Source organism: Sphingomonas paludis (assembly GCF_053502515.1).
Genome location: NZ_CP187558.1, coordinates 1,733,025 through 1,745,151 on the forward strand (window position 1 = coordinate 1,733,025; position 12,127 = coordinate 1,745,151).

The following is a 12,127-nucleotide window of genomic DNA, read 5'->3' on the forward strand; positions in this document are numbered from 1 at the left end:
TCAGAACAGGCGCGCGCCGTCGGGGACGGGCAGGTCGGGGCTGAACAGCACGACCTCGCCCGCTTCGTCGGGGAAGCCGAGCGTCAGCACCTCCGACATGAACTTGCCGATCTGGCGCGGCGGGAAATTGACGACGGCCGCGACCTGCCGTCCGATCAAAGCGTCGGCCGTGTAATGCGCCGTCACCTGCGCGCTGGATTTCTTTCGGCCGATTGCCGGGCCGAAATCGATCAGCAGCTTGATCGCCGGCTTGCGCGCTTCGGGAAACGGCTCGGCCGAAACGATCGTGCCGATGCGGATGTCCACCGCCAGAAACTGGCCGAACTCGATGGATGGGGCGGGCGGGGCGGATGGTTCGTGCGACAAATGCATTGATTTTCCACGATTCGGGGGTTGATTCGCCGAGTCGGGTCGGCCATGATTCGCAAATGTCGACGGGCAATGTGGTTCGGTCAATTCTGTGGCGTGCGCTCGTCCCATCGCTGGCGATCGGGTTCATGAGCCTGTTCGCGTACAATGCGGTGCTCGGCGCCAACGGCCTGATGAAATACCGGGAATATAGCAGCGACCTGCGCGTCAAGCAGGCGCAGTTCGGTGCCCTGAAGCAACAGCGCCAGCAATTGGCGAACCGCGTCCGGCTGCTGAAGGGCAGGGCCGATCCCGACCTGGTGGACGAATTGATCCGCAAGCGGATGGGCGTGGCGCGGGAGGACGAAGTCGTCATCCTGTTGAACCAGAACTGATCGCCGGATCGTCACATTCGAATACGGGACATTGCCCTAGGGCTGAAAACACGCCTATAGGCGGGCACCTTCCTTCCCCAGGAACGAGGATCAAGAACACGTGGCAAAGGCACCGGCGAGCACCGCCAGCACCGAACCCCCCCTGTCCAATCGGGAACGCCCCGGCGAACCGCAGCGGTTCAAGGCGTCGAAGGAACAGCTTCTGGAATTCTATCGCCAGATGCTCCTGATCCGCCGGTTCGAGGAAAAGGCGGGACAGCTGTACGGACTGGGACTGATCGGCGGTTTCTGTCACCTGTATATCGGTCAGGAGGCGGTCGCCGTCGGCCTGCAGTCCGCGCTGGACGGCGACAAGGACTCGGTCATCACCGGTTATCGCGATCATGGCCACATGCTCGCCTATGGCATCGATCCCAAGGTGATCATGGCTGAACTGACCGGGCGCGAGGCGGGCATCAGCCGCGGCAAGGGCGGTTCGATGCACATGTTTTCGACCGAAAAGAAGTTCTATGGCGGGCACGGCATCGTCGGCGCTCAGGTCAGCCTGGGCGCAGGCCTGGCGTTCGGCCATAAATATTCGAACGATGGCGGCGTCTGCCTGGCCTATTTCGGCGACGGCGCGGCGAACCAGGGCCAGGTCTATGAATCGTTCAACATGGCCGAGCTGTGGAAGCTGCCGATCATCTTCGTGATCGAGAACAACCAGTACGCCATGGGCACCAGCGTTCAGCGCTCGTCCGCCGAGGACCAGCTCTACCGCCGCGGCGAAAGCTTCCGCATCCCCGGCATTCAGGTCGACGGCATGGATGTGCTGGCCTGTCGCGGGGCGGCGGAGACGGCGCTGGAGTGGGTGCGCAGCGGCAAGGGGCCGATCATCCTGGAGATGAAGACCTATCGCTATCGCGGCCATTCCATGTCCGATCCGGCCAAGTATCGCTCGCGCGACGAGGTTCAGTCGATGCGGGACAATTCGGACCCGATCGAGGGCGTGAAGAAGGAACTGGCGTCGGCCGGGGTGACCGAGGCCGACCTGAAGGCGATCGAGACCGAAATCCGCAAGATCGTCGGCGAAGCCGCCGATTTCGCCGAATCCACGCCGGAGCCGGATCCGGCCGAACTCTACACCGACGTGCTGGTGGGGACCTACTGACATGGCGATTGAACTGAAAATGCCTGCCCTGTCGCCGACCATGGAGGAAGGCACGCTGGCTAAATGGCTCCTCAAGGAAGGGGATGCCGTGAAGGCAGGCGACATCATGGCCGAGATCGAGACCGACAAGGCGACGATGGAGTTCGAAGCCGTGGACGAGGGCGTGATCGCCAAGATCCTGGTCGCCGAGGGCACCGACAATGTGAAGGTCGGCACGGTCATCGCGCTGATCGCGGGCGAGGGCGAGGATGCGTCGGCCGTCGAAGCCGCGCCCGCTGCTGCGCCGGCCGAGGCGCAGAAGACCGAGGCACCCGAGGCTCCGGCCAAGGGCGACACCCCGACCGGTACCCAGCAGCTGTCCGATGTGAAGCCCAAGGCCGCCGATCCGGAAATCCCGGCGGGGACCGAGATGGTCAAGACGACGGTGCGCGAGGCGCTGCGCGATGCGATGGCCGAGGAAATGCGGGCCGACGACCGCGTGTTCGTGATGGGCGAGGAAGTCGCCGAATATCAGGGCGCGTACAAGGTGACCCAGGGTCTGCTCGACGAATTCGGTGCGCGCCGCGTCATCGATACGCCGATCACCGAATATGGCTTTGCCGGGATCGGCACGGGCGCGGCGATGGGCGGCCTGCGCCCGATCATCGAATTCATGACGTTCAATTTCGCCATGCAGGCGATCGACCACATCATCAATTCGGCCGCCAAGACGAACTACATGTCCGGCGGCCAGATGCGCTGTCCGATCGTGTTCCGCGGGCCGAACGGCGCGGCCAGCCGCGTGGCCGCCCAGCACAGCCAGAATTACGGCCCCTGGTATGCCAGCGTCCCCGGCCTGATCGTGATCGCGCCCTATGACGCGGCCGATGCCAAGGGGCTGCTGAAGGCTGCGATCCGCAGTGAGGATCCGGTCGTTTTCCTGGAAAACGAGCTGATGTACGGCCGCAGCTTCGACGTGCCCAAGCTCGACGATTTCGTCCTGCCGATCGGCAAGGCGCGGATCGTGCGGCCGGGCAAGGACGTGACCATCGTATCCTATTCGATCGGCGTCGGCGTGGCGCTGGAAGCGGCGGAGACGCTTGAGGGCGAGGGTGTCGAGGCCGAGGTGATCGACCTGCGCACCCTGCGTCCGCTCGACACCGCGACGGTGCTGGAAAGCCTGAAGAAGACCAACCGCATGGTGGTGGTCGAGGAAGGCTGGCCGACCTGTTCGATCGCGTCGGAAATCGCGGCGGTCGCGATGGAACAGGGCTTCGACGATCTCGACGCGCCGGTGCTGCGCGTGACGAACGAGGACGTGCCGCTGCCCTATGCGGCCAATCTGGAAAAGCTGGCCCTGGTCGATGCGGCGCGCGTGGTCGCAGCCGTCAAGAAGGTCACCTATCGCGGCTGACCTTTGGTCGGAACCCATGCTGAAAGGGGCCGGGCATCGATCGATGCCTGGCCCCTTTTTGGTTCCGGTGACCGGAAAACCACCGATCAGACGTGGCGCATTGCGCTCGCTTTAGTTGCGGCTATTGCCACGACCATTACGGCCCCCCGCCGCCGGGATTGCTTTCGTCGTTGCCGTCCTCGTCATTGCCATGGCCGTTGTTGCCATCATCGTCATCATCGCCGTCGCCGCCGCTGGGTGCCGGCGGCGGCACTGCGCATCCTGACACTGTCGCGTTTTCGGTGTTGTAGATCTGGGTCATGTCGCGGGCGTCCCGCACCATCATCGACGCGATTTCGCTGAATTCCAGCCGCGGGACGAATTGCGAGCGGATGAGCGGGCGATAGACGTAATGCACCTCGACGAACATCGTCGCACCGTAATCGGTCGCCGTTACCTGGCGGTTGGCCGGGCCGACGCCGACCAGATTGGTATCGCCGGCCGATCCGTAAGTGGATGTCTTTGTCGTGCGTGTTCCGTAACAGCGCTGCCACGCGATCTTGTACCGCGCATTGCTGTTGGGATTGGCAACCGGTTCCACGCTGGACAGGATCACCCGGCCATTGGCGCGAAGGTCCAGTCCCCCGGACTGAAGCTGGGCACCCGTGAACAGGTCGTTGATGTCGGTTTCGGTGATCTTCTTCGATGCCAGCTGGCTGCCGGTGCCGATCCGTGCCGCATTGTCCGCGATGTGCAGCGCCAGCTGGCTGATCCGCATCCGGGCGATGACATAGTTGGTCGATTCCGCACCCGCCATCAGCAACAGCAGCAGGGGCGGCAACGACAGCGCAAATTCCAGCAGGGCCAGCCCGCCCGTGTCGGTACCCAGACGACGCAGGGCCAGCCGACGAAAGACCGGACGACGAATGAATTGGATGATCCGCTTCATGCCGAATATCCTCAAATTGCAACGCAGATGCCGAGGGCATTGACGACGCACGGCGTGCCGCTGGGCGTTGGTGTCGGCGTCGGCGACGTGACCGCTGCCGGGCAATTGCGGATGACCGGGGCCGCGTAGCTGCTCTGTTCGCTGTACGGCTGATTGCGCAGCACGGTGGATGCGCTGACCTTGACCTTGTCCCCCATTGACGGGACGAAACCATGCACCGGGAACAGCCGGTCATATTCCATCGACACGGTATAGATCACCGCGTCCTTGGCCCCGCCCTGTCCGGCATTGCCGCCATCGGCATCCCAGGTCGAATTGTTGTTGGCATCCTCATACGGTTCGGAATTGTCGCAGGTGCGGTTGTTGTTGGTGTCGTCCCAATCCTCGGGCTGCTTCGCCGCAGCGTCGGAAAAGGTGCGATAGAAGCGGCGCGAGAAATAGGGCGTGGCGTTGGCGTTGATCTTGCGCACTTCCTTGGTGACCTTCTCGTCGATGGTCGTCTGACGGCCCGTGGTGCCACCGTCCTCCAGCGACGAGTCGCGCGCGGCCTTTTGAACGATGCCGTGCAGCGCCGCCCGCATGTACAGCGTATGCGCAATGTCGAACGCCCCCATCAGCAACAGGCACAGGACCGGCGCGACAAATCCGAACTCGGTCAGCGTTGCCCCGCGGTGATCGGTGTTGAGCAGGCGAAGGCGCTGGATCATTTGATCAACCTCAGGGCCGAAATCTGGTCGGCGATCGATTTGAACGTGGTCAGCAGCGTCGCATTGTCGCGCGCCGTGAAGAACTTGCCGGGGCTGGCACAGCGGGTCAGCCGCGCATCGGTATCGGCATTCAGGCCATTGCCGTACGAGATGACCCAGACGGTGATGTTCTTGTTCTTGACCACCGTGCACAGCGCCTCGAACCGGGCATTCACCTGGGCGACGAGCTGTTCGTTGGTCGGCGGATTGGCTGCATCGGTCTGGCGCCGGTCGAACCAGGGCAGGCCATAGGCGGCATAGTCGGTGTTGCTGGCCACGGTGTCACCGTCGGTCATGAAGATCATGTGCCGTTCGATGTCGCCGCCCTGGGGCGTCTTGAAGTTTTCCGAGGCAAAGATGCCGGTGGGCGACATCAGCCGCGCACCCCACAGGATGCCGATATCGTGATAGGTGTTTCCGTCGGCGGTCAGATTGTCGACATAGGTCTGGAAATCCGTGACGCTTGGCCAAGCCTGCAGCTTTTTGGCGGGCTTGGGGCAGAAATAGGGGACGGAATTATAGTAATTGGTCGCGGTGTCCACCTGGTCGGCGCTCAGCTGATCCCAGCTGGTCCGCACCTGCCGCGCATAGACAAGTCCGGGCAGGGCGAAGCCCCATTTGGTGCTGGCATCGCCCGTCGGCACCAGATCCACATCCAGATCCTTGGCATCGGCCGGGATCGGGCTGTACGTCGTCGCGCGGACGGTCGCGCGCTCCTCGATGCATCCGTCCCAGGTGATCGTCCTGTTGGTCGGCGTGATCGTCCCGCTGGCGGAGTTGCCGATCTGGACGGTGAAGCTGTTGTTGTAGCCGGTGCCGTTCTTCAGCCCGGATACGTCGACCGACCGCGCATGATAGCGCCACTGCGCGCCCCAGTCGCGACGCTCATGATAACACAGGTCGCCATAGCCGTTGACCCAAGTCTTGGTCACCTGCCACTGGCGCGCGGCCGTGTCGTTATATTTCGTGCAATTGCCCCGGTTGTTGGGCCAGGTATAGCTATCGCCGACCCAATCCTGCCAGGCACCTTGGTTGCGATAGGTTCGCGACTGATAGGTCCAGCTGTCGGCAAAATAGCTTGAGGGCAGCAGTCGGCCGACATTGACGTTGGTCGCATAGGGCACGAACCCGAACCGCAATTGCACGGCGGCGCTGGTGCCGCCGCTGGGGTTGCCGGTTTCGCAGCTGGCATCCGTATCCAGCCGCGCAACGATCTCGTAGAAGCACTTCACCGCCTTGCGCAGCGCGACGATCTTGGACGTCGAACCGCTGTTGCAGTTATTGCCATCGGCATCGCAGGCCATGGATCCCGTGGTATCCAGCACGAACATCACGTCGGTATTCGGCAGCCGCATTTCGGCATCGCAGGTGACGGTCAGCGTTCGGGTCGTTTCGCCAAGTACGCGCATCAGCGTCATCGGCACGGTCGCAGTCGCCGTCCCGGTCACCTTGCCCGCATTTTCGGAAAAGGCCCGCGTCACGTTGCGTGCGCCATAGGGGGTTGCCGAGATGTTGGCGGCAAAGAACTGCTCGGCGGTTCGGCGCGGCATCTCGTTCGACTGATTCCAGGCGCCGCCCGCCATCGCCTTGCGGCCGGCCAGGGCGCCCGCATCGCAGGCATGCTGAAGCCGCGTCTTGACGATATACAGCCGGGACAGGTCGACCCCGCCGCCAACCATGCCGACCAGCGGCACCAGCGCCGCGGCCATCATGGCCAGGGTATTGGCCCGCACATCGTTCGCCAGACGGCGCAGAAATCCGGCCTGTTGACCCGATGCGATCCTGAAGAAGACGTTCATTCCTGTGTCATGCCCCGGCTATACGAGGTTGCGCCTATGCACCGGCATTCGATAAGCCGCGTTCAACTGACGTGGTTACCGCCCCGGTAACCGTTGATCGGGGCGGTTCATGGTTAGACTGGTCGACAATCCCGAGGTCGCGTTGGCGATCGGATACGCGCCGCCCCGGCTGGGCGAATCGATGCGTGCATTGCTGGCACTGGACGATGCACTGGGCGCAGTGCTGCGGGGCACGACCCAGCCGATGCTGGCCCAGATCCGGCTGGCGTGGTGGCGGGAACGGCTGGAGGCGCTGGACAGCGAGGCACCGCCCGCCATGCCCGTGCTGGTCGATGTCCAGCGCAGTTGCGTGGCAAACGGCGTTTCCGGCGCCGCCCTGGCCGGGATGGCGATGGGGTGGGAGCGGCTGGCAACGGCCGAGTCGCTGGACCTGGCGGTGCTGGATCAGTGCGCGGCTGAGCGGGGCGGCACGCTGTTCCGGGCGATCGCTGCATTGGCTGCCGTGCCGCCGCCCCCCGGGCTGGACGCGGCCGGGCAGGGATGGGCGATGGCCGATCTGTCGCGGCACCTGAGCGACATGGCTATGGCGAGTGATGCCCAGCGGCGGGCGGCGGCGATGCTGGCGGAGGGGCCGGGGCGATGGCCGGTGCCGCTGAGGATGCTGGGCGCATTGGCGCTGCTGGCCCGGATGGATTGCGCCATGCCACCGGACCAGCCGATCCCGCATGGTTCGCCGCGGCGGGTGGCGCGGATGCTGGCGATGCGGCTGACCGGGCGCTGATCGGCCTATGCCATGGCGTCAAGCTGGGTTAGCGTGGCGCAAGGCTGGGGGAGTTGGGCGATGTGGCGGTATTTGGCTGGGGCTGCGGGGGCCATGCTGTTGATGACGGCGGGCCTGTTTCTCTATCGGTCGATGGCCAGTGCTGAGGTCGATCCGCTGCCGCCGCCCCCGGCGAAGCAGGCCCTGTCGCAGCCGCTGCCTGAAGCGGCCCCTTCGGCCCCGGAGCGGAGTCGGGAGGAGAAGCGGTTCGACCGGTATGACAAGGACCGGGACGACCGGATCACCCGGGACGAATATCTGGCCAGTCGGCGCAAGGCCTATGCCAAGCTGGACAGCAACGGCGACGGGCGGCTGTCGTTCGAGGAATGGGCGATCAAGACGACCGACAAGTTCGCCAAGGCCGATGCCAGCGGCGACCGGGCGCTGACCCGGGCGGAGTTTGCGACGACGGCGGTGAAGCGGAAAGCCCCGACAACCGTCAAATGCCCGCCGGCCGAGCGGGCCCCGGAACCGGCGGACGAGGCGGCCGAGGGTTAGGCCGCCAGCCATTCGCCCAGCGCCGCGCGGGCACGGTCGGTGTACATCCGTTTCCGGTCCGCCTTTTTGGTTCGGCCAGGGATGGGCGGCATCAGGCCGAAATTGACGTTCATCGGCTGATAGCTTTCAGCCCGCGCATTGCCCGTGATGTGGCCGAGCAGCGCCCCCAGCGCGGTTTCGACCGGTGGTGGCGTCATGGTGCGGCCCGCCAGTTCGGCGGCCCAGAAGCGCCCGGCAATCAGGCCGATGGCCGCGCTTTCGACATAACCCTCGCACCCCGTAATCTGTCCGGCGAAGCGGATGTGCGGGGCCGATTTCAGGCGCAGCGTGGCGTCGAGCAGTTCGGGCGAGCGGATGAAGGTGTTGCGATGCAGGCCACCCAATCGGGCGAACTCGGCATTTTCAAGCCCCGGAATGGTGCGGAAAATGCGCACCTGTTCGGCATATTTCAGCTTGGTCTGAAAGCCGACCATGTTCCACAGCGTCCCCGTGGCATTGTCCTGCCGAAGCTGGACGACGGCATGGGGCCAGCGGCCGGTGCGCGGGTCATCGAGGCCGACCCCCTTCATCGGGCCGAAGCGCAGCGTATCCAGCCCCCGTTCCGCCATCACCTCGATCGGCATGCAGCCGTCGAAATAGGGGACGTTTTCCCATTCGCGGAACTCGGTCTTTTCGCCCGCCATCAGCGCGGCGTGGAACGCCTCATATTGTTCGCGGTCCATGGCGCAGTTGATGTAGTCGCTGCCTTCGCCCTTGTTCCAGCGCGACTGTTTCCAGGCGATGTCCATATCGATGCTGTCGGCATGGACGATGGGAGCGATGGCATCGAAGAATGCGAGCTGATCCTTGCCGGTCGCGGCCCCGATGGCATCGGCCAGGCCGGGGGCGGTCAGGGGGCCGGTGGCGATGATCGTCGGGCCGCTGGCGGGCAGGGTATCGACCCGTTCCCGCACGATGGTGATGTTGGGATGCTGGGCAAGGCGCGCGGTGACGCCGGCGGCAAAGCCGTCGCGGTCAACGGCGAGCGCCGATCCGGCCGGCACCTTGTGCACGTCTCCTTCGGCCATGATGATCGAGTTCAGCGCGCGCATCTCCTGATGCAGCAGGCCGACGGCATTGCTGTCGGCGTCGTCCGAGCGGAAGCTGTTCGAGCAGACCAGTTCGGCAAGATCGTCGGTCTGATGCGCGGGCGTGCGGTCTCCGGACCCGCGCATTTCGGACAGGCGGACGCGTAGCCCGGCATTGGCCAATTGCCAGGCGGCTTCCGATCCGGCGAGGCCGCCACCGATGATGTGAATGTCGTGAGTTTGGGTCATGGGACGGGGCCAGTTTTGACAGATCGGTTGACAGTTTTGACGAAATGAATGGGTTTTGTGAGCGGTTGACAGCCGAACATGGGTGTTCCCGCGTGATACACGGGGCTTTTGCGCAGGCGGAGCCTAGGCGCAAGCCGGGTGTGTAGGAAAGGGGCGGGATGGGAAGGGGAAGAGGAAGGAAGGCCCTTACCCTTCCCACCGCTTCCCTCTCCCGCAAGCGGGAGAGGGAGGGAGTGCCGTCAGGTGCGGAAGAGTGAGGGGCCTCTGTCTTTTCTCGTCATGCCGGAGTTGATCCAGCATCCAGCCGGCAGCAGCGGTAGGGGCGTGCGGTGGCAAGCTGGACACCGGCACAAGGCTGGGGTGACGGGGAATGCTGGCGTCGGGGCCGGAAGAAGGGCAGTGCTTCGACAGGCTCAGCACGAGTGGGAGAGCATATGGCGCGACTGATCTGGATTGCGGCGCTGATCGCGGGGGCGAGTTATTCGCTGGTCGGGTGGACCGACCTGAGCGGGCCGGGAGTCGTCGTATGGAAGGGGCTGGGCGTCGGGCTGCTCGCACTTTGGGCTGCGATGACGGCGCGGAATGGCGACGGGCGGCTGCTGGCGGCGGCGTTGGCGCTGGGGGCGCTGGGCGACGTCCTGTTGGCGGCGGTGAGCCTGACCGTGGGGGCGGTCGCGTTCCTGGCCGGGCATCTGGTCTATATCGCGCTGTTCGCCCGGCAACGGCGGGCTGCGATGAGCCGGAGCCAGCGCCTGCTTGGCTGGATCATCGCGCCTGCTACCTCGCTGATCGCCGCCTTGCTGAGCCGCGATGTCGGCGTCGCCGTCTATGCGGCGGGACTGGGCAGCATGGCGGCACTGGCGTGGACCAGCCGCTTTCCCCGATACCGGGTGGGCATCGGCGCGATGCTGTTCGTCGTGTCCGACCTGATCCTGTTTGCCCGGATGGGCGGGTTCGACAGCTGGGAGGCGCTGATCTGGCCGACCTATTTCGCGGGCCAGGCGCTGATTGCGTGGGGCGTGGCGGTTAATGGCTCTCGTCCCATTCCGCACGGTCGCGGATGATGATCAGCACATTGCCCGAAACGTCGCCGATCAGGAGTTCGCCCCAGAGGCGGGCATAGGGGTTGACCGGCGTCTGCGCCCAATAGTTGGTCGTCAGCGTCAGGCGGGTGCCGCCGCCGGGCAATGGCTCCAGCCGATAGCCGCCATCGGTGATCCGGTAATGCGGGCTGTCGGGCATCAGGTGCCGGTCCTGCATCGCCCAGCCGTCCATTGCGGCGCGTCCGAAACGGAAATCCCAATGCAGCCGCTGTCCCGGCTGCCATGCCGTCACGACTTCATCGAAGCGGATATCGTCCTGCCACGCGACATGACGGACCGCGCCCAGCCGGTCGGCATCGAGACGCACGCCGACGGGGCGCGGCAGGCCGATGAGGCTTTGCGAAATCGTGAAGCGTCCCTCGTCCGCACGGATTACCCCGGCGCCCTTGGCAATGTCCCAAACGGTCATCGGATCGGCGGCGATGTCGATGCTGCGCGTCACCGCATAGCGATCGCGGGGCAGCGGGATCATCGGTTCGACCTGAAAGGCGACGAGCGGGAGGACCAGCAGTACGCTGGCGTTGAAGGTGGCCTCGATCGATTCATGGGGCTGGCGGCGGTGGCGCAGCTTCATGGTGAGCGCGCCGCCGATCATGCTGCTCGCCAGCCAGAGCGGGGCGAGCATCAGGATGCAGATGACCCCTTCGCGGAGGAAAACCGCTGATGCGACAATGACAATGAACATCAGCGAAAAGGGGACCGCACCCAGATACCAGCCGCGGCTTCGCTCGCCCCGCGGATCGCCGACCCAGGCGATGAACGCCGTCGTCGCACCGGGCAGGACGAGCAGGAAGGTGAAGCCCACCAACGCGCCGGGGCGAGTGGAGTCGAGCAACAGATAGACGCCAAGCGCAAAGGCCAGGGCGACCGCAAAGGCACCGGCGATGCGGCGGGCGGCGGTCGGCAGGCGAGGCGATTTGAGGTTCATGTTAATCTGCCTTCAGTTCATTCTGGAAATACAGAAACATACGGGCGCGGCTGATCGGGACTGGACGGGCGGCGGGCAGTTCAGCCTTCCTGCTTGCCGGACCCGGGGATGAAACGGGCGACCCTGGCGCCCAGCTTCATGAGCGTCACAAGGGTGGGTTTGGGCAGGACGCGGACCTGATCGTACCAGCCGCCCAGCGTGCCGATGAACTCATGCATCCGCACGATGCGGTCGCGGACCTGGGGCGGGGCGGTCTTGTCCGCCTTGAGCCTTTCGGCCAGCTCGTCGAGCAGCTGGATCGTCGGGTCGATCTCTCTCCGCTTGCGCTCCCGCGTGATGCGCATGAGCATTTCCCACAGGTCCGTCTCCGCGACGAAATGATCGCGGCGGTCGCCGTCGATATGGACGCGGCGCACGATGCCATAGCCGGTCAGCTCCTTGAGCGCGGTCGAGACGTTGGAGCGGGCCAGGGTGAGCGTGTCGGTGATGTCGTCGGCGGGTAGGGGATGCTCCGACAGATAGAGCAGGGCATGGACCTGAGCCACCGATCGGTTGACGCCCCAGTGCGTGCCCATTTCCCCCCAGTGGAGGATGAACGCCTTGGCATCGGGATGGTCGAACAGGCTCACTTGCGATCCTTTCTGTAAAAACAGAAATAACAGATGATGCTGATGAGTCAATCGGGAATGCCGCGCTCTCTTGC

At 64.7% G+C, this 12,127-nt stretch carries 13 protein-coding genes; 6 read left to right on the plus strand and 7 right to left on the minus strand.

Features of this window, described 5'->3' with window-relative positions:
• Complete coding sequence (locus ACPVPU_RS08485) at positions 1 to 372, minus strand: tRNA-binding protein (protein WP_448657495.1); 372 nt, start codon at positions 370 to 372, stop codon at positions 1 to 3.
• Positions 373 to 428: 56 nt separating this feature from the next.
• On the opposite strand from ACPVPU_RS08485, the gene ACPVPU_RS08490 reads away from it, so the two are divergent.
• The 3 genes from ACPVPU_RS08490 to ACPVPU_RS08500 all read left to right on the plus strand — a co-directional run bounded on the left by ACPVPU_RS08490 (position 429) and on the right by ACPVPU_RS08500 (position 3,286).
• Positions 429 to 743, plus strand: coding sequence for an FtsB family cell division protein (locus ACPVPU_RS08490; protein WP_448657496.1), 315 nt, complete (start codon positions 429 to 431; stop codon positions 741 to 743).
• 100 nt (positions 744 to 843) lie between these two features.
• Positions 844 to 1,893, plus strand: coding sequence for a pyruvate dehydrogenase (acetyl-transferring) E1 component subunit alpha (gene pdhA, locus ACPVPU_RS08495; RefSeq protein ID WP_448657497.1), 1,050 nt, complete (start codon positions 844 to 846; stop codon positions 1,891 to 1,893).
• Position 1,894: 1 nt separating this feature from the next.
• Positions 1,895 to 3,286 (plus strand): pyruvate dehydrogenase complex E1 component subunit beta, encoded by a 1,392-nt coding sequence (locus ACPVPU_RS08500; protein WP_448657498.1) that lies wholly within the window; start codon positions 1,895 to 1,897, stop codon positions 3,284 to 3,286.
• 136 nt (positions 3,287 to 3,422) lie between these two features.
• Here ACPVPU_RS08500 and ACPVPU_RS08505 read toward each other — a convergent pair whose 3' ends face one another.
• From ACPVPU_RS08505 to ACPVPU_RS08515, 3 genes are read right to left on the minus strand one after another with little or no spacing between them, the layout of a single operon-like run.
• Positions 3,423 to 4,214: a TadE/TadG family type IV pilus assembly protein gene (locus tag ACPVPU_RS08505; RefSeq protein ID WP_448657500.1), complete on the minus strand. Its 792-nt coding sequence runs from the start codon at positions 4,212 to 4,214 to the stop codon at positions 3,423 to 3,425.
• A gap of 11 nt (positions 4,215 to 4,225) precedes the next feature.
• Entirely contained in the window at positions 4,226 to 4,921 is a 696-nt protein-coding gene (locus ACPVPU_RS08510; RefSeq protein ID WP_448657501.1) for a TadE/TadG family type IV pilus assembly protein, read from the minus strand.
• Complete coding sequence (locus tag ACPVPU_RS08515) at positions 4,918 to 6,759, minus strand: TadE/TadG family type IV pilus assembly protein (RefSeq protein ID WP_448657502.1); 1,842 nt, start codon at positions 6,757 to 6,759, stop codon at positions 4,918 to 4,920. Before ACPVPU_RS08515 ends, ACPVPU_RS08510 begins: the two co-directional genes overlap by 4 nt.
• A gap of 109 nt (positions 6,760 to 6,868) precedes the next feature.
• On the opposite strand from ACPVPU_RS08515, the gene ACPVPU_RS08520 reads away from it, so the two are divergent.
• Positions 6,869 to 7,540, plus strand: a complete 672-nt coding sequence (locus ACPVPU_RS08520) for a squalene/phytoene synthase family protein (RefSeq protein WP_448657504.1) — start codon at positions 6,869 to 6,871, stop codon at positions 7,538 to 7,540.
• A gap of 60 nt (positions 7,541 to 7,600) precedes the next feature.
• Positions 7,601 to 8,077, plus strand: coding sequence for a histidine kinase (locus tag ACPVPU_RS08525; protein ID WP_448657505.1), 477 nt, complete (start codon positions 7,601 to 7,603; stop codon positions 8,075 to 8,077).
• Here ACPVPU_RS08525 and trmFO read toward each other — a convergent pair.
• Positions 8,074 to 9,393, minus strand: coding sequence for a methylenetetrahydrofolate--tRNA-(uracil(54)-C(5))-methyltransferase (FADH(2)-oxidizing) TrmFO (gene trmFO, locus ACPVPU_RS08530; protein ID WP_448657506.1), 1,320 nt, complete (start codon positions 9,391 to 9,393; stop codon positions 8,074 to 8,076). The genes ACPVPU_RS08525 and trmFO overlap by 4 nt on opposite strands.
• Before the next feature lie 434 nt (positions 9,394 to 9,827).
• Between trmFO and ACPVPU_RS08535 the strand changes: the two genes are divergently transcribed.
• Positions 9,828 to 10,457, plus strand: coding sequence for a lysoplasmalogenase family protein (locus ACPVPU_RS08535; protein ID WP_448657507.1), 630 nt, complete (start codon positions 9,828 to 9,830; stop codon positions 10,455 to 10,457).
• Here the strand turns inward: ACPVPU_RS08535 and ACPVPU_RS08540 are convergent.
• A complete protein-coding gene (locus ACPVPU_RS08540) occupies positions 10,420 to 11,424 on the minus strand; it encodes an SRPBCC family protein (protein ID WP_448657508.1) in 1,005 nt (334 codons plus the stop codon). The two genes, ACPVPU_RS08535 and ACPVPU_RS08540, sit on opposite strands and share 38 nt — an antisense overlap.
• 80 nt (positions 11,425 to 11,504) lie before the next feature.
• Positions 11,505 to 12,053 (minus strand): GbsR/MarR family transcriptional regulator, encoded by a 549-nt coding sequence (locus ACPVPU_RS08545; RefSeq protein ID WP_448657509.1) that lies wholly within the window; start codon positions 12,051 to 12,053, stop codon positions 11,505 to 11,507.
• Between the last annotated feature and the right edge of the window lie 74 nt (positions 12,054 to 12,127).

Coding starts and splice junctions, on each gene's coding strand:
- ACPVPU_RS08485 (WP_448657495.1), bottom strand. CDS start 372: ATGCATTTGTCGCACGAACCATCCGCCCCGCCCGCCCCATCCATCGAG.
- ACPVPU_RS08490 (WP_448657496.1), top strand. CDS start 429: ATGTCGACGGGCAATGTGGTTCGGTCAATTCTGTGGCGTGCGCTCGTC.
- ACPVPU_RS08500 (WP_448657498.1), top strand. CDS start 1,895: ATGGCGATTGAACTGAAAATGCCTGCCCTGTCGCCGACCATGGAGGAA.
- ACPVPU_RS08505 (WP_448657500.1), bottom strand. CDS start 4,214: ATGAAGCGGATCATCCAATTCATTCGTCGTCCGGTCTTTCGTCGGCTG.
- ACPVPU_RS08510 (WP_448657501.1), bottom strand. CDS start 4,921: ATGATCCAGCGCCTTCGCCTGCTCAACACCGATCACCGCGGGGCAACG.
- ACPVPU_RS08515 (WP_448657502.1), bottom strand. CDS start 6,759: ATGAACGTCTTCTTCAGGATCGCATCGGGTCAACAGGCCGGATTTCTG.
- ACPVPU_RS08520 (WP_448657504.1), top strand. CDS start 6,869: ATGGTTAGACTGGTCGACAATCCCGAGGTCGCGTTGGCGATCGGATAC.
- ACPVPU_RS08525 (WP_448657505.1), top strand. CDS start 7,601: ATGTGGCGGTATTTGGCTGGGGCTGCGGGGGCCATGCTGTTGATGACG.
- trmFO (WP_448657506.1), bottom strand. CDS start 9,393: ATGACCCAAACTCACGACATTCACATCATCGGTGGCGGCCTCGCCGGA.
- ACPVPU_RS08535 (WP_448657507.1), top strand. CDS start 9,828: ATGGCGCGACTGATCTGGATTGCGGCGCTGATCGCGGGGGCGAGTTAT.
- ACPVPU_RS08540 (WP_448657508.1), bottom strand. CDS start 11,424: ATGAACCTCAAATCGCCTCGCCTGCCGACCGCCGCCCGCCGCATCGCC.